Source organism: Pseudomonas sp. IPO3774 (genome assembly GCF_013386835.1).
Taxonomy (GTDB): domain Bacteria; phylum Pseudomonadota; class Gammaproteobacteria; order Pseudomonadales; family Pseudomonadaceae; genus Aquipseudomonas.
In genome coordinates this window covers 82,364-97,236 of record NZ_JACAQY010000008.1, presented here as the reverse complement: position 1 = coordinate 97,236, position 14,873 = coordinate 82,364, and the positions used below count along the sequence as shown (strand labels likewise).

Here is a 14,873-nt window from a genome sequence, read left to right as displayed (position 1 = left end):
CCTTAAGCCGCATCGCGCTTGGCGCCGTGGCGGTAGGCCTCGACCGCAACGATCAAGGCTTGCAGTATCGCGGCGCTTTCGCCGATCACCGACAGGTCGGCACGCTTGATCATGTCGCAACCCGGGTCGAGGTTGATGGCCACCACCTTGTCGCAGGCACCAATGCCTTGCAGGTGCTGGATCGCCCCGGAAATCCCCACCGCCACGTAAACCCGCGCGGTGACCCAGGTACCGCTGGCGCCGACCTGACGATCCCGAGCCATGAAGCCGTCATCCACCGCCACCCGCGAGGCGCCTTCTGTAGCACCCAACGCGGCAGCAGTCTGGTGGAACAGTGCCCAGTCCTTGACCCCGTTGCCGCCCGAGAAGATGAATTCGGCCTCCGCCATGGGAATTGCCCCCGGGTCCACGGCCACCGCGCCCAAATCCTCAATGCGCGGCAAGCTGCGGGCCAGGCTTGTGGATAACTCCACCGGCAGCACTTCGTGACGGGTTTCGCTGACGGGATCGGCGCACTCCGCCGCAGCCAGGATCATCCGTGGCAGTGGGCGGGCAAGATCCTCCTGACCCGCGCCTGCACGGCCAATACATTCCTGGCCCTTGATCTGCCAGACCCGCGTGGCCGGGCGCTCCTTGAGGCTCGCGGCAAAACGCCGCCCCAATTCACCACCGCCACTGCGGCTGTCCGGCAGCAACCAGTGGCGCGGGTTGAACTGGTTATCCACAGCCCGCAGACCGTGAACCCGTTGCTCCGGTGAATAACCGTCGAACTCATGCCCGTCCAACACCAGCAGCCGATCCACACCGGCAGTGGCGAAGGCGTTTTCCTTGTGTTCGCCGAACACCACGGCCAATACCGCACCGTCGTCGCCGGCCAGTTGCCGGGCCAGGCCCAGCAAGTCGCGGTCGTGGCTGCTCAGGCGGCCGCCGACCATGTCCGGCACCACGTTGATATAGAACGCGGGGGCTGCCACCTGATGCAGCGGCAATTGCACTTCCACCGCTGCCGTACGCTTGGCCGCGCCGCCCTGCTGGGCGCCGCTGCGGTCAATACGCTTGATGCCGTTGGGGCCGATAAAACCGACACCGTGCACGTTCTTGCGGATGACCCCATTGGGCCCCATCCAGCTGTGTTGCACCGGCTGCATCGCCGCGTGCAGCGGGTGCAGGCGGTTACGGGCGATCCATTCGGCCCGTGGGTCGCGGCGGATAATGTCGCTCATCAATGCACCTCCGCAGGTTCGCGTTTCGGCGCCTTGGCCGGTGCCGCGTCTTCAAGCAACGCGTCAGCTACCAGTTCGGCAATGTCCTTGATCAAGGGACGCGGTTCGACCACGCCTTCCAGCATCGCCGTGCACTGTGGACAACCCACGGCCACCAGTTCGGCGCCGGTCTCGCGGATGTCTTCCATGCGCATGTCGGGAATCCGCTGCTTGCCGGGAATATCGGTGATCGGCGCCCCGCCACCGCCACCGCAGCAGCGCGAGCGGAAACCGGAGCGCTGCATTTCCTTGACCTCGATCCCCAGCGCCCGCAGCACTTGGCGCGGTGCCTCGTACTCACCGTTGTAGCGGCCCAGGTAGCACGGGTCGTGATAGGTCACGCTGTTGCCTTTGTGCTGGCCCAGGTTCAGGGCGCCGGCGTCGATCAGTTCGGCCATGTAGGTGCTGTGGTGCTGCACCAGGTAGTTGCCATCGAAGGCGCCGTATTCGTTTTTCAGCACGTGGAAACTGTGGGGGTCGCAGGTGACGATGCGCTTGAAGCTGTACTTGGCCAGGGTCTGGATATTGCGTGCGGCCAGCAGCTGGAAAGTGGCTTCATCGCCCAGGCGCCGGGCCACGTCGCCGCTGTCGCGCTCTTCAAGGCCCAGTACGGCGAAGTCGACCTTGGCGGCTTTCAGCACTTTGACGAACGAGCGCAGGGTGCGCTGGTTGCGCATGTCGAAGGCACCGTCGCCGACCCAGAACAGCACGTCGACGGTTTTCTTGTCGCTGAGCAAGGGCAGGTTCAAATCCGCCGCCCAGTTCATCCGCCCGCCCGGCGCAAAACCGCCGGGGTTGTCGGTGGCGATCAGGTTTTCCAGGACTTCGGCGCCCTTGTTCGGGGTCGCGCCTTTTTCCAGGGTGAGGTGGCGGCGCATGTCGACGATGGCGTCCACGTGCTCGATCATCATCGGGCACTCTTCCACGCAGGCGCGGCAGGTGGTGCAGGACCACAGGGTTTCCGCATCCACCAGACCATTGACGATTGGCTGGTGCGGGTTGCCGGCGTGTTCGCCGATGGCTTTGCCCGGATACGGGCTGCCGGCGAACTTGGCGTCGGTGCCACCGGCCAGGCCGACGACCATGTCCTGGATAAGTTTTTTCGGGTTCAGTGGCTGGCCGGCGGCGAACGCCGGGCACGCGGCTTCGCACTTGCCGCACTGCACGCAGGCGTCGAAGCCGAGCAGTTGGTTCCAGGTGAAATCCACCGGTTTTTCCACGCCCAGGGGCGCGCTTTTATCGGCGAGGTCCAGGGGTTTCAAACCGGTGGAACGGCCGCCGCCGAAGCGTTCGGCGCGGCGGTGCCAGGCCAGGTGCAGGGCACCGGCGAAGGCGTGTTTCATCGGCCCGCCCCAGGTCATGCCGAAGAACATTTCCGACACGCCCCACAACACGCCCAGGCTCAGCAGCGCGGCGAGCAGCCAGCCGCCGAAGTCCGCCGGCAGAATCCCGGCCACCGGCAAGGTCACCAGGAAGAAGCTCACCGAGAACGCCATCAGGCTTTTCGGCAGGCGCATCCACGGGCCTTTCGACAGGCGTGCAGGCGGGTTGCGACGGCGCAGGTAGACGAAGGTGGCGCCGACAAACATCAGCACCGAAGCCAACAGCAAGGCGTAGCCGAGGATGCGGTTATGCAGGCCGAAACCGTGCACCAGGATCGCCAGCAGCGCCGAGAGCACAAAGCCCAGGGCTGTGGCGACGTGGGTGTTGGCGATGTATTTGTCGCGGGCGACCACATGGTGCAGGTCGACCATGTAGCGCTTGGGCATGGCCAACAGGCCGCCGAGCAAGTCGACCTTGGAGGACCGCCCGCGGCGCCACATGTTCACCCGGCGCAGCGCGCCGAGGACGGCAAGGCCCAGGGCGGCGAAGAGCAGGATGGGAAGAAGGGTGTTCAACATGGTGAAGCTCCCGAAGACCACACAGGTCTACTGTGAAACTGGCCCGAAATGTGGGAGCGGGCTTGCTCGCGAAGGCAGCGTGTCAGTCGATGCATCCAGTGGCTGACACACCGCTTTCGCGAGCAAGCCCGCTCCCACATTTGACCGAGTACACCTCGTCAGAAATCCTTGCACAGGCGCAGGGCGTCATAGATGGCCGCGTGGGTATTACGCTGGGCCACGCAGTCACCAATGCGGAACAGCAAGTACCCCTCGCCCGGCTCGCTCAGGCACGGCTGCGGCTTGATCGCGAACAGGGCCTCGATGTCCATCTGGCCCTTGTTGCGCGAGCCTGCCTTGAGCCCGTAGTAGAGCTCTTCGTCCGGACGCACGCCGTTCTCGACCACCACCTGGTCCACCACCCGCTCTTCCCTGGCCCCGGTGTATTCGTTCTCCAGCACCGCCACCAGCTTGTCGCCTTCGCGGTAGACCTTTTCCAGCATCATGTCGCCGGTCATGATCACTTCCTTGGGGTACATGCTGCGGTAGTACGTCGGGAACGACGTACCGCCCACGGCCACGCCCGGCTTGATGTCGTCGGTGACGATCTCGACCTGGCTGCCCTTGTCCGCGAGGAAGTCGGCCACCGACATGCCGGTGAACTCGCAGATGGTGTCGTACACCAGCACGTTCTTGCCAGGTAGAACCTTGCCGTCGAGCACGTCCCAGCTGCTGACCACCAGGCCTTCAGCCGCGCCCCAGTGTTCGTTCTGCTCCAGGAACGGATGACCGCCCACCGCCAGCACCACCACGTCCGGGCGCAGGTCAAGGATGGTTGCCGCGTCCGCCGCCACGCCCAGGCGCAGGTCGACGTTCAGGCGCGCCAGTTCCAGCTGGAACCAGCGGGTGATCCCGGCAATCTGGTCACGCTGCGGGGCTTTCGATGCAGTGGTGATTTGCCCGCCGATAAATTCTTTCTTCTCGAACAACGTCACGTCGTGGCCACGTTCGGCAGCCACCCGCGCCGCTTCCATCCCGGCCGGGCCGGCCCCCACCACCACGACTTTGCGTTTTGGCCCGGTGGATTTCTCGATGATGTGCGGCACGCCCATGTATTCACGGGAAGTGGCGGCGTTCTGGATGCACAGCACATCCAGGCCCTGGTACTGGCGGTCGATGCAGTAGTTGGCGCCGACGCACTGTTTGATCTGGTCGATCTGGCCCATCTTGATCTTGGCGATCAGGTGCGGGTCGGCGATGTGGGCGCGGGTCATGCCGACCATGTCCACGTAGCCGCCTTCCAGGATGCGCGTGGCCTGGTTCGGGTCCTTGATGTTCTGCGCGTGCAGCACCGGGGCCTTGACCACTTCCTTGATGCCGGCCGCCAGGTGCAGGAACGGCTCCGGTGGATAACTCATGTTCGGGATAACGTTGGCCAGGGTGTTGTGGGTGTCGCACCCCGAGCCGACCACGCCGATGAAGTCGAGCATGCCGGTGTCGTCGTAGTACTTGGCGATCTGTTTCATGTCCTCGTGGGACAGGCCGTCCGGATGGAATTCGTCGCCGCACAAACGGATGCCGACGCAGAAATCCGGGCCGACTTCCTTGCGTACCGCCTTCAACACCTCAAGGCCGAAACGCATGCGGTTTTCGAAGCTGCCGCCCCATTCGTCAGTACGTTTGTTGACCCGAGGGCTCCAGAACTGGTCGATCATGTGCTGGTGCACCGCCGACAGTTCCACACCGTCCAGGCCACCCGCCTTGGCCCGTGCCGCAGCGGTAGCGTAGTTGCCGATCACCCGCCAGATTTCTTCAGGCTCGATGGTCTTGCAGGTGGCGCGGTGCACCGGCTCGCGGATGCCCGAAGGCGACAGCAGCGTGGGCCAGTGCTCGCCGTCCCAGCGCGAGCGACGGCCCATGTGGGTAATCTGGATCATGATCTTGGCGCCATGCTTGTGCATGGCGTCGGCCAGGTTCTGGAAGTGCGGGATGATCCGGTCATCCGCCAGGTTCACCGACTTCCACCAGCCTTGCGGGCTGTCGATGGCGACACTGGAAGAACCGCCGCAGATCGCCAGGCCGATCCCGCCCTTGGCTTTCTCTTCGTAGTACTTCACATAGCGGTCGGTGGTCATGCCGCCGTCGGTGGCATACACCTCGGCGTGAGCGGTACTGAGCACGCGGTTGCGGATGGTCAGTTTGCCGATCTGGATCGGCGCAAACATTGCTTCGAAAGCCATGGCAGGGTCCTCGACTTACAACGGCTTGACGGTGAACAGGCCGTCGTCGTGGCCCTCTTCGGAGCCGCCGTATACCTGTTCCGCAACGGTGCGGATCTTGCTGCCGCGGGCTTCGAGAATCTGGTCCATCGCGCCGGCAAACCAGCCGGTGAACATGTAGTCGACCTTGCGCCCGACCTTGCCGTACACGTAGACGAATGCCGAGTGCTCGAGCTTGACGCTGGCGGTGCCTTTATCGAGGTCGATGTCCTGGATCTTGAACAGGCCCCAGCCGCGCTGCGACAGGCGCTTCATGTAGTGCTCGAACACTGCGACGCCTTCCAGGCCGTGGCATTCAGCTTCTTTTTCACACCAGTGCCAGGCGGATTTGTAGCCGGCCTTGTAGAGGATTTCGGCGTAGGCCTCGCTGCCCAGGACTTCTTCGATCCCCATGTGATTATTGACGAAGAAATGGCGCGGCACGTACAGCATCGGCAGGGCGTCGGAGGTCCAGACACCGGTTTCGCTGTCGACTTCGATAGGCAATTGAGGGGCGATCTTGGCCATGGAAACTTAACTCCGGAAAATGCTTTGATAAGCCCCCAACGCATAAGGTTGGGGGAAAAGAGGCGTGAGTGGTGGCTTATTCGCCCCAGACGTCCTTCAGGACGTTGACCCAGTTTTCGCCCATGATCTTGCGCACCACGCGCTCGGGATGGCCGCGCTTGAGCAGGGTCTCGGTGAGGTTCGGGAACTCGCCCACGGTGCGGATGCCCAGCGGGTTGATGATCTTGCCGAAGCTGGTCAGGCGGCGGGCGTAGCCCTTGTCGTGGGTCAGCATTTCGAAGAAATCCTGGCCATGGCCCTGGGTGAAGTCGGTGCCGATGCCGATGGCGTCTTCGCCCACGATGTTCATGGTGTACTCGATGGCTTCGGCGTAGTCGTCGATGGTCGAGTCGATGCCCTTGGCCAGGAACGGCGCGAACATGGTCACGCCGACAAAGCCACCGTGGTCGGCGATGAACTTCAGCTCTTCATCGGACTTGTTGCGCGGGTGCTCTTTGAGGCCTGAAGGCAGGCAGTGGGAGTAGCACACCGGCTTTTTCGATTCGAGGATGACTTCTTCGGAAGTCTTGGAGCCCACGTGTGACAGGTCGCACATGATGCCGACGCGGTTCATCTCGGCGACGACCTCGCGACCGAAGCCCGACAGGCCGCCATCGCGCTCATAGCAGCCGGTGCCCACCAGGTTCTGGGTGTTGTAGCACATCTGCACCACGCCAACCCCGAGCTGCTTGAAGATCTCGACGTAGCCGAGCTGGTCTTCAAACGCGTGGGCGTTCTGGAAGCCGAAGATGATGCCGGTCTTGCCCTGTTCCTTGGCGCGACGGATATCGGCGGTGGTTTTCACCGGGATCACCAGGTCGCTGTTTTCGCGAATCAGGGTCTGGCTGGCCACGATGTTGTTAATGGTGGCCTGGAACCCTTCCCATACCGACACGGTGCAGTTGGCAGCGGTGAGGCCACCCTTGCGCATGTCTTCGAACAGGTCGCGGTTCCACTTGGCAATGATCAGCCCGTCGATAACGATGCTGTCGGCGTGCAATTCGGCTGGGCTCATCAGGCGTCCCCTTATTGGCGATTCATGCGCCGAATCGTCTGCCGGCGCTTTGGGGCCAGCATATGCCCCGGGGCAGAAGGAGCCGGGTGCAAAAACGACAAGGGAATTGCCGAAAGCGTCAATCCGCGACAAAGGCCAACATGACATCTCTGACGGGTGTCTGTTCTTTGTCTTACGCTTGAGCCAGAATTTGCTCATCAACTGATATGAGACGGCGCAATGAAATCGATTTTCCTGGCTTTGGCACTCATCGCAACCGGCGCACACGGCGCTGAAGACACCGACAGCACGCCCTGCGATGGCATCGAGAACGACAAGCAAACCCTGGAATGCGCCACCTACAACAAAACCACCGCCGAACAACTGCTCAAGGATAACTACCAGGGCTTGCTGGAACGCATGGGTTCGACCTATGGCAGCAACAAGACGCAGCTGGCGGACATTACCGCTCGTCTGAAGGATGCCCAGCAGAAGTGGGAAAAGTTACGTGATGCGGATTGCGCCGTAGATACCTTTCCGGCAGTGGCGGGAAGCAAGGCATATGCGATCCAGCAGAATGATTGTCTGGCGCGGATGAGTGATGAACGGTCGGAGTTTTTGGAGTCGATTGGGCAGGAATAAGCGACAATCCCCTCCACTCTTTACTCAGAACCAAGGCTATTCATGACAATCTGCGGCATCGAAATCAAAGGCAGCGAAGCCATTATTGCTGTCGCCTCTCTCGACGGTCAGGCATTGAGCCATGCAGCCCTGGCCACCAAGAAAATCGCCCTTGAAGACGATGATGAGGCGGCCAACGTCAAGGCCTTCGCCGCTCAGGTCAGCGCGTTTGTGCGGGAAAACGGCATCAGCCGCATCGCCATCAAGAAGCGCAGCAAGAAAGGCGAATTCGCCGGTGGCCCGACTACGTTCAAGATTGAAGGTGTGTTTCAGTTGCTGGAGGGCGTTGAAGTGACGCTGCTGTCGCCGCAGACCATCAATGCGCAGAACAAGAAACACGACTTTGCCCTGCCGGCGACGCTGAACAAGTATCAGCATGAGGCTTACAAGGCCGCGTGTTCAGCCCTGCTGAAGAAATAAGCTACATCGCACATCCCCTGTGGGAGCGGGCTTGCTCGCGAATGCGGTGTGTCAGTCAATACATGTACCGACTGATCCACCGCTTTCGCGAGCAAGCCCGCTCCCACATTTGATCTGCATTGTTCTCAAGAGCGGTGTTCATACCGCTTCCCGGCGCCGATCTTCCCTTGGGCACTTGGCAAACCTTGCCCGGTAGCTGCGGGTGAAATACGACGGCGACTCAAACCCGCAGGCGATGCTCACCTCCAGCACGCTCAGGTCGCTCTGGCGCAACAACTGCCGAGCCTTTTCCAGGCGCAAACCCAGGTAGAAGTTGCTCGGTGTGTCGTTCAGGTGCAGCCGAAACAAGCGCTCCAACTGCCGCCGCGTGACCTTGATCGCCTCCGCCAGTGCCAGTGTGCTCAACGGCGGTTCCGTGTGCTGTTCCATCTCCCCAATCACCTGCACCAACTTCTTGTTGTTGATGCCGTAGCGCGTGGCGATCTGCATGCGTTGGTGGTCTTTGCGCGGGCGGATGCGGCCGAGCACGAATTGCTCGGACACCTGGATCGCCAACTCTGGCCCGTGAGCCTGGCTGATCAGGTTGAGCATCAGGTCGATGGACGCGGTGCCGCCCGCCGAGGTGATGCGCCGGCGGTCGATCTCGAACAGCTCCTGGGTTACCGTCAGCTGTGGATAAGATTCCTTGAAGGCGTCGATGGCTTCCCAGTGCAGGGTCAGGCGGTGGCCGTCGAGCAGGCCGGCTTCGGCGAGTACGCAGGCGCCAGTGTCGATGGCGCCCAGGGTCACGCCGTCGTGGTCAAGGCGGCGCAGCCAGTGTTCCAGTGCGGGCGTGGCGAACTTCAGCGGTTCGAAGCCGGCCACCACCAGTAAGGTCGAGCCTTTCTTCAGCGGCTCCAGCGCGGCGTCGGCGTTGACCGACATGCCATTGCTCGCCAGCACCGCGCCGCCGTCGGCGCTCAAGACATGCCAGCGGTACAGCTCGCCGCGAAAACGATTGGCGACACGTAAAGGTTCGATCGCGGAGATAAAGCCGATGGCGGAGAAGCCCGGCATCAGCAGAAAGTAGAAATCCTGGGACATGGAGCGCGCTCGTAGGACGGACAGCGTGGTCACTGTGATACGCCAGTTCAATCGGTCATTCAAGGGGGCAGGTCGCTGCAGTGCAAGAGCTGGTCGCCGCCGTGCGTTTTGTCGGGGACCAAGCTGCGTAACTTGGCTGCACGGTGCACAAAGACGCCGGAACCCACAATAACAACCTGCCGAGGGAACCACCATGAACCGACTGATCAGCCGCTGCGTGCTCGCACTCAGCGCCAGCGCCATTTTGAGCACCAACGTCATGGCAGCCGATGCGCCTTCTTGCCAGAACGTGCGCATGGGCGTGGTGAACTGGACCGACGTAATCGCCACCAGTGCCATGACTCAAGTGTTGCTCGACGGCCTCGGCTACAAGACCAAACAGACCAGCGCGTCCCAGCAAATCATCTTTGCCGGTATTCGCGACCAGCGCCTGGACATGTTCCTGGGCTACTGGAACCCGCTGATGACCCAGACCATCACCCCGTTTGTCGACGCCAAGCAGGTCAAGGTGCTCGACAAGCCGTCCCTGGAAGACGCCCGCGCGACCCTGGCGGTGCCGACTTACCTGGCCGACAAGGGCCTGAAGACCTTCGCCGACATCGCCAGGTTTGAAAAAGAACTGGGCGGCAAGATCTACGGTATTGAACCAGGCTCGGGCGCCAACACCCAGATCAAGGCGATGATCGCCAAGAATCAGTTTGGCCTGGGCAAGTTCCAACTGGTGGAATCCAGCGAGGCCGGCATGCTCGCCGCCGTCGACCGCGCCGTGCGCCGCAAGGAGGCCGTGGTGTTCTTCGGCTGGGCGCCGCACCCGATGAACGTCAACGTGGCGATGACTTACCTCACCGGCAGTGATGACGCGCTGGGCCCGAACGAAGGCATGGCCACCGTGTGGTCCGTCACCTCGCCGACCTACGCCGAGCAATGCCCCAACGTGCACAAGTTGCTCAGCAACCTGACCTTCACCGCCGCCGACGAGAGCCGAATGATGCAGCCGCTGCTGGATCACAAGGACGCTTTCGAGTCGGCCAGGCAATGGCTCAAGGATCACCCGCAAGACCAGCAGCGCTGGCTGGAAGGCGTGACCACCTTCGACGGCAAACCCGCCGCAGCCAACCTGCAATTGACCAGCAAATAACCTGTCTTGAATCACCGTTTCGCAGCCGCTCCCGGCTGCGAACGGTATGACTACGCCTGAAAATCACGCCTGTAAGGAACCTGCCTCATGACCCACGACGTCATCATCACCTGCGCACTCACCGGTGCTGGCGACACGACCGCCAGAAGCCCTCACGTGCCGGTCACTCCGAAACAAATCGCTGCCGCGGCGGTGGAAGCAGCCAAGGCCGGTGCCACCGTGGTGCATTGCCACGTACGTGACCCCCAAACCGGCAAGTTCAGCCGCGACGTGGCGCTGTACCGCGAAGTGATGGAGCGCATCCGCGAGGCGGACGTCGACATCATCGTCAACCTCACCGCCGGCATGGGTGGCGACCTGGAAATCGGTGGCGGCGAGAACCCCATGGAGTTCGGGCCCAACACCGACCTGGTGGGCCCGCTGACCCGCCTGGCCCACGTGGAAGAGCTGCTGCCGGAAATCTGCACCCTCGATTGCGGCACCCTGAACTTCGGCGATGGCGACACCATTTACGTCTCCACCCCGGCCCAGCTGCGGGCTGGCGCCAAGCGTATTCAAGAGCTGGGCGTTAAAGCCGAGCTGGAGATTTTCGACACCGGTCACCTGTGGTTCGCCAAGCAGATGATCAAGGAAGGCTTGCTCGACAACCCGTTGTTCCAGCTGTGCCTGGGCATCCCGTGGGGCGCGCCGGCCGACACCACCACCATGAAAGCCATGGTCGACAACCTGCCGGCTGACGCGGTGTGGGCCGGCTTCGGCATTGGTCGCATGCAGATGCCGATGGCGGCGCAAGCAGTGCTGCTGGGCGGCAACGTACGGGTCGGCCTGGAAGACAACCTGTGGCTGGACAAGGGCGTGCTGGCGACCAACGGCCAGTTGGTGGAACGCGCCAGCGAGATCCTCAGCCGCCTGGGTGCGCGGGTCATGACCCCGGCCGAAGGCCGCGTGAAGATGGGCCTGACCAAGCGGGGCTAAAACACACTGCACGACGCCCTGCAGGAACCGAATCAAATGTGGGAGCGGGCTTGCTCGCGAATGCGGTGGATCAGCCACCGAATGCATCAACTGAAAGCCCGCTCCCACATTTTGATCTTGGCTCTCACACAGAATCACCGAACTCTCTTAGGAATTTGCCATGAGCTTTATCACTGAAATCAAAACCTTCGCAGCGCTGGGCAGCGGCGTTATCGGCAGTGGCTGGGTATCCCGCGCACTGGCTCACGGCCTGGATGTGGTGGCCTGGGACCCGGCGCCTGGTGCCGAAGCGGCCCTGCGCAAACGTGTCGCGAATGCCTGGGGCGCACTCGAGAAACAAGGCCTTGCACCCGGCGCCTCGCAAGATCGCCTGCGCTTTGTGGCCACCATTGAAGAGTGCGTGAAAGACGCCGACTTCATCCAGGAAAGCGCCCCGGAACGCCTGGAATTGAAGCTGGAGTTACACAGCAAAATCAGCGCGGCGGCCAAGCCGAACGCGTTGATTGGTTCGAGTACTTCGGGGTTGTTGCCGAGCGAGTTTTATGAAGGCTCCACGCACCCGGAACGTTGCGTGGTGGGGCATCCGTTCAACCCGGTTTACCTGTTGCCGCTGGTGGAAGTGGTAGGCGGCAAAAACACTGCGCCGGAAGCGATTCAGGCAGCAATCAAAGTGTACGAATCCCTCGGCATGCGCCCTTTGCATGTGCGTAAGGAAGTGCCCGGTTTTATCGCTGACCGGCTGCTGGAAGCCCTGTGGCGTGAGGCGTTGCACCTGGTGAACGATGGTGTGGCAACCACCGGCGAGATCGATGATGCGATTCGCTTTGGCGCCGGTTTGCGCTGGTCGTTCATGGGGACGTTCCTGACCTATACGCTGGCGGGCGGTGATGCCGGGATGCGCCACTTCATGGCGCAGTTCGGCCCGGCCTTGCAGCTGCCGTGGACCTATCTGCCGGCGCCGGAATTGACCGACAAATTGATTGATGACGTGGTGGACGGCACCAGCGATCAGTTGGGCAAACACAGCATTTCGGCGCTGGAGCGCTATCGTGATGATTGCCTGCTGGCGGTGCTGGAGGCGGTGAAGATCACCAAGGAAAAACACGGTATGACCTTCGCCGAATAACCGCTGTTGATTTTCTGTGGGAGCTGGCTTGCCTGCGATAGCGATGTTGGATTCACCGCCGCCATCGCAGGCAAGCCAGCTCCCACATTTGACCGAGTACATACCCGGAATTCATGACATGCCCGCACTCACCACCTACACCACCAAAATCCTCCCCGAGTGGGTCGACTACAACGGCCACCTGCGCGATGCGTTCTACCTGCTGATTTTCAGCTACGCCACCGATGCGCTGATGGACACCCTGGGCCTGGACAGCGAAAACCGCGAAGCCAGCGGCCACTCGCTGTTCACCCTGGAGTTGCACCTCAACTACCTGCACGAAGTGAAACTGGGCGCCGCCGTCGAGGTACACACCCAACTCATCGCCCACGACCGCAAGCGCCTGCACCTCTATCACAGCCTGCACCTGGTGGGCGACGAAAAGGAGCTGGCGGGCAACGAACAGATGCTGCTCCACGTCGACCTCGCCGGGCCGCACTCGGCGCCATTCAGTGAAGCGGTGCTGGGCAAGCTTGCCAGCATCAGCGCCGAACAAACCGACCTGCCGAAGCCCGCCCTGCTCGGCCGCGTGATTGGACTGCCACCCCAAAAATAAGGAATCGCCATGCAAACCGCCGCCGCTGTTGCCGACTTCCGTACTTACCCACTGATCAGTGACCTGGCCGATGTGCAGGTACACGGCGATCACCTCAGTGTGCGATGGGCCGATGGGCGGGTCAGCCCGTTTCATCACCAGTGGCTGCGGGACAACTGCCCGTGCCCTGTTTGCGTCTACAGCGTGACCCGTGAACAGGTGCTGGAAATCGTCGATGTGGACGAACACCTCACGGCCCTCAGTGCTCGTATCGACCAGGGTCTGCTGACAGTGGAATGGAGTGGCGGGCATCGCAGCCAATACGATCCCGGATGGTTGCGGGCGCACGCCTACGACGATGAGTCCCGCGCCGAACGCCGGGCTGCCAAACCGAAATCCCTGCTGTGGGATCGTACGTTCGAGCTGCCCGTATTCGACTACGCAGCGCTGATGGAAGACCCGAAAGCCCTGCTGCAATGGCTGCTGGCCCTGCGTGACAGCGGCCTCACCCAAGTGCGCGGTGTGCCCACCGAACCTGGCTCGCTGGCGCTGATCGCCAAGCGCATTTCGTTCATCCGCGAGAGCAACTTCGGCGTGCTGTTCAACGTGCAGTCCAAGGCCGATGCCGACAGCAACGCCTACACGGCATTCAACCTGCCGCTGCACAGTGATTTGCCGACGCGGGAGCTGCAACCCGGGCTGCAGTTCTTGCATTGCCTGGTGAACGACGCCGACGGGGGCGAGAGTATTTTTGTCGATGGTTTTGCGATTGCGCGGGCGCTGCGGGACGAAGATCCGGAAGCCTTTCGCGCGTTGTGCGAGATCCCGGTGGAGTTTCGCAACAAGGACCGTCACAGCGACTATCGCCGGCTAGCGCCGATCATTGCTCTGGATGCCTTGGGTGAAGTCGCCGAGATTCGCATGGCCAACTTTCTGCGCGGGCCGTTTGAGGCGCCTGCAGAGCAGATGCCGTTGCTCTATCGCGCCTATCGCCGGTTTATTGCGATGACCCGGGAGGAGCGTTTTCGGCTGGTCAAACGTCTGAATCCGGGCGAGCTGTGGTGCTTTGATAATCGCCGGACCCTGCATGCGCGCAATGCGTTTGATCCGGCGTCCGGCGCGCGGCATTTCCAGGGCTGCTATATCGATCGGGATGAGTTGTTGTCCCGGATATTGGTGTTGCAGCGGTAGACCGAGGCTCCCCCTTCGCGAGCAAGCCCGCTCCCACATTTGACCGAGTTCCTCCTGAAAAAACGCGGTCAAATGTGGGAGTGGGCTTGCTCGCGAAGGGGCCAGCAGCTTCACCTCAAATTTCAGCTCAAAAAAAGCCCCGATCCAGCCGTGACAGGATCGGGGCAGAGTGCTTTGTGTGAGCTGCGCATCCCGAGGGTGACCAAACCTTCAAGCTGCTTGCTTGATGCCAGTGTGCACACTCCCCTGCCTTGCGAGTTAGCCGAAAACGACCTGTTCATAGGTGTGCCGGACATTCATGCATTCAGGCCTTGCCGACTCGGTGATGGCCTACCAGAATCGACTTCAATCCCCCGCTCCCCTAACAAGGATTAACGTCATGATGCACGCGGATTTGATTGACCAGGATGACCTGCTGGGCCAGCTGCGGTCGTTGGGTTTCGAGGTGTCCAGCGGCGCTACCGCCGAGCAGGCTTGCGAGTGTGCGGTGCGCGGCTTGAGCGCGGCGCGGGCCAAGGCGCTCAAGGGTATGGTTGAGCAGATGTACACCGGCAGCGCGACGATCTTGCCGGCGGTGAGGCAGGCGATCGACAAGCAGTTGTTGCCGGCGCTGGTGCAATTTCGGCAGAACTCTGGCGCCTGATATACCGCATTCGCGAGCAAGCCCGCTCCCACATTCGACCGCGTTCCTACTGAAAAAACGCGGTCAAGTGTGGGAGCGGGC

The 14,873-nt window shown here is 62.0% G+C and carries 14 protein-coding genes; 8 read left to right on the top strand and 6 right to left on the bottom strand.

The window, feature by feature from the left end; all coding sequences use genetic code 11:
- Positions 1–2 precede the first annotated feature (2 nt).
- From HYE77_RS04045 to HYE77_RS04025, 5 genes are all read right to left on the bottom strand, one after another.
- Positions 3–1,223, bottom strand: coding sequence for an electron transfer flavoprotein subunit alpha/FixB family protein (locus tag HYE77_RS04045; protein ID WP_177068440.1), 1,221 nt, complete (start codon positions 1,221–1,223; stop codon positions 3–5).
- Positions 1,223–3,163 (bottom strand): dimethylglycine demethylation protein DgcB, encoded by a 1,941-nt coding sequence (dgcB, locus tag HYE77_RS04040; protein WP_177068439.1) that lies wholly within the window; start codon positions 3,161–3,163, stop codon positions 1,223–1,225. Before dgcB ends, HYE77_RS04045 begins: the two co-directional genes overlap by 1 nt.
- Before the next feature lie 158 nt (positions 3,164–3,321).
- Positions 3,322–5,382 (bottom strand): dimethylglycine demethylation protein DgcA, encoded by a 2,061-nt coding sequence (gene dgcA / locus HYE77_RS04035; protein WP_087694764.1) that lies wholly within the window; start codon positions 5,380–5,382, stop codon positions 3,322–3,324.
- A gap of 15 nt (positions 5,383–5,397) precedes the next feature.
- Positions 5,398–5,928: a DUF5943 domain-containing protein gene (locus tag HYE77_RS04030; RefSeq protein WP_008430647.1), complete on the bottom strand. Its 531-nt coding sequence runs from the start codon at positions 5,926–5,928 to the stop codon at positions 5,398–5,400.
- 76 nt (positions 5,929–6,004) lie between these two features.
- Positions 6,005–6,982 carry a dipeptidase gene (locus tag HYE77_RS04025; protein WP_003216932.1) on the bottom strand — a complete coding sequence of 326 codons (978 nt, stop codon included), beginning with the start codon at positions 6,980–6,982 and terminating at the stop codon, positions 6,005–6,007.
- A gap of 219 nt (positions 6,983–7,201) precedes the next feature.
- Here HYE77_RS04025 and HYE77_RS04020 point away from each other — a divergent pair, with 219 nt between their 5' ends.
- Positions 7,202–7,603: a lysozyme inhibitor LprI family protein gene (locus HYE77_RS04020; RefSeq protein WP_177068438.1), complete on the top strand. Its 402-nt coding sequence runs from the start codon at positions 7,202–7,204 to the stop codon at positions 7,601–7,603.
- 42 nt (positions 7,604–7,645) lie between these two features.
- The gene (locus tag HYE77_RS04015) at positions 7,646–8,062 is read left to right on the top strand and encodes a DUF3010 family protein (RefSeq protein ID WP_177048688.1); all 417 of its coding nucleotides are present in this window, start codon (positions 7,646–7,648) and stop codon (positions 8,060–8,062) included.
- Between the two features lie 138 nt (positions 8,063–8,200).
- Here HYE77_RS04015 and HYE77_RS04010 read toward each other — a convergent pair whose 3' ends face one another.
- Positions 8,201–9,145 (bottom strand): GlxA family transcriptional regulator, encoded by a 945-nt coding sequence (locus HYE77_RS04010; protein ID WP_177068437.1) that lies wholly within the window; start codon positions 9,143–9,145, stop codon positions 8,201–8,203.
- A 193-nt stretch (positions 9,146–9,338) separates the two neighbouring features.
- On the opposite strand from HYE77_RS04010, the gene HYE77_RS04005 reads away from it, so the two are divergent.
- The 6 genes from HYE77_RS04005 (at position 9,339) to HYE77_RS03980 (ending at position 14,792) form a co-directional block, all read left to right on the top strand.
- On the top strand, positions 9,339–10,283 hold the full coding sequence (locus tag HYE77_RS04005) for a choline ABC transporter substrate-binding protein (RefSeq protein ID WP_177068436.1): 945 nt from the start codon (positions 9,339–9,341) through the stop codon (positions 10,281–10,283).
- 87 nt (positions 10,284–10,370) lie between these two features.
- Positions 10,371–11,258, top strand: coding sequence for a 3-keto-5-aminohexanoate cleavage protein (locus HYE77_RS04000; protein WP_177068435.1), 888 nt, complete (start codon positions 10,371–10,373; stop codon positions 11,256–11,258).
- Positions 11,259–11,418: 160 nt separating this feature from the next.
- Positions 11,419–12,384: an L-carnitine dehydrogenase gene (locus HYE77_RS03995; RefSeq protein WP_177068434.1), complete on the top strand. Its 966-nt coding sequence runs from the start codon at positions 11,419–11,421 to the stop codon at positions 12,382–12,384.
- Positions 12,385–12,502: 118 nt separating this feature from the next.
- Positions 12,503–12,979: a thioesterase family protein gene (locus tag HYE77_RS03990; protein WP_008430629.1), complete on the top strand. Its 477-nt coding sequence runs from the start codon at positions 12,503–12,505 to the stop codon at positions 12,977–12,979.
- Between the two features lie 9 nt (positions 12,980–12,988).
- Positions 12,989–14,149 carry a gamma-butyrobetaine dioxygenase gene (locus HYE77_RS03985; protein ID WP_008430627.1) on the top strand — a complete coding sequence of 387 codons (1,161 nt, stop codon included), beginning with the start codon at positions 12,989–12,991 and terminating at the stop codon, positions 14,147–14,149.
- Between the two features lie 379 nt (positions 14,150–14,528).
- Positions 14,529–14,792, top strand: a complete 264-nt coding sequence (locus HYE77_RS03980; protein WP_003216918.1) for a hypothetical protein — start codon at positions 14,529–14,531, stop codon at positions 14,790–14,792.
- Positions 14,793–14,873 lie beyond the last annotated feature (81 nt).

Bases quoted from the DNA above. Each gene is read 5' to 3' on its own strand.
- HYE77_RS03980 (WP_003216918.1), top strand. From the start codon at position 14,529: ATGATGCACGCGGATTTGATTGACCAGGATGACCTGCTGGGCCAGCTG.
- HYE77_RS04010 (WP_177068437.1), bottom strand. From the start codon at position 9,145: ATGTCCCAGGATTTCTACTTTCTGCTGATGCCGGGCTTCTCCGCCATC.
- HYE77_RS04045 (WP_177068440.1), bottom strand. From the start codon at position 1,223: ATGAGCGACATTATCCGCCGCGACCCACGGGCCGAATGGATCGCCCGT.
- HYE77_RS04000 (WP_177068435.1), top strand. From the start codon at position 10,371: ATGACCCACGACGTCATCATCACCTGCGCACTCACCGGTGCTGGCGAC.
- HYE77_RS03985 (WP_008430627.1), top strand. From the start codon at position 12,989: ATGCAAACCGCCGCCGCTGTTGCCGACTTCCGTACTTACCCACTGATC.
- HYE77_RS04030 (WP_008430647.1), bottom strand. From the start codon at position 5,928: ATGGCCAAGATCGCCCCTCAATTGCCTATCGAAGTCGACAGCGAAACC.
- HYE77_RS03990 (WP_008430629.1), top strand. From the start codon at position 12,503: ATGCCCGCACTCACCACCTACACCACCAAAATCCTCCCCGAGTGGGTC.
- HYE77_RS04005 (WP_177068436.1), top strand. From the start codon at position 9,339: ATGAACCGACTGATCAGCCGCTGCGTGCTCGCACTCAGCGCCAGCGCC.
- HYE77_RS04015 (WP_177048688.1), top strand. From the start codon at position 7,646: ATGACAATCTGCGGCATCGAAATCAAAGGCAGCGAAGCCATTATTGCT.
- HYE77_RS03995 (WP_177068434.1), top strand. From the start codon at position 11,419: ATGAGCTTTATCACTGAAATCAAAACCTTCGCAGCGCTGGGCAGCGGC.
- HYE77_RS04020 (WP_177068438.1), top strand. From the start codon at position 7,202: ATGAAATCGATTTTCCTGGCTTTGGCACTCATCGCAACCGGCGCACAC.
- HYE77_RS04025 (WP_003216932.1), bottom strand. From the start codon at position 6,982: ATGAGCCCAGCCGAATTGCACGCCGACAGCATCGTTATCGACGGGCTG.
- dgcA (WP_087694764.1), bottom strand. From the start codon at position 5,382: ATGGCTTTCGAAGCAATGTTTGCGCCGATCCAGATCGGCAAACTGACC.
- dgcB (WP_177068439.1), bottom strand. From the start codon at position 3,163: ATGTTGAACACCCTTCTTCCCATCCTGCTCTTCGCCGCCCTGGGCCTT.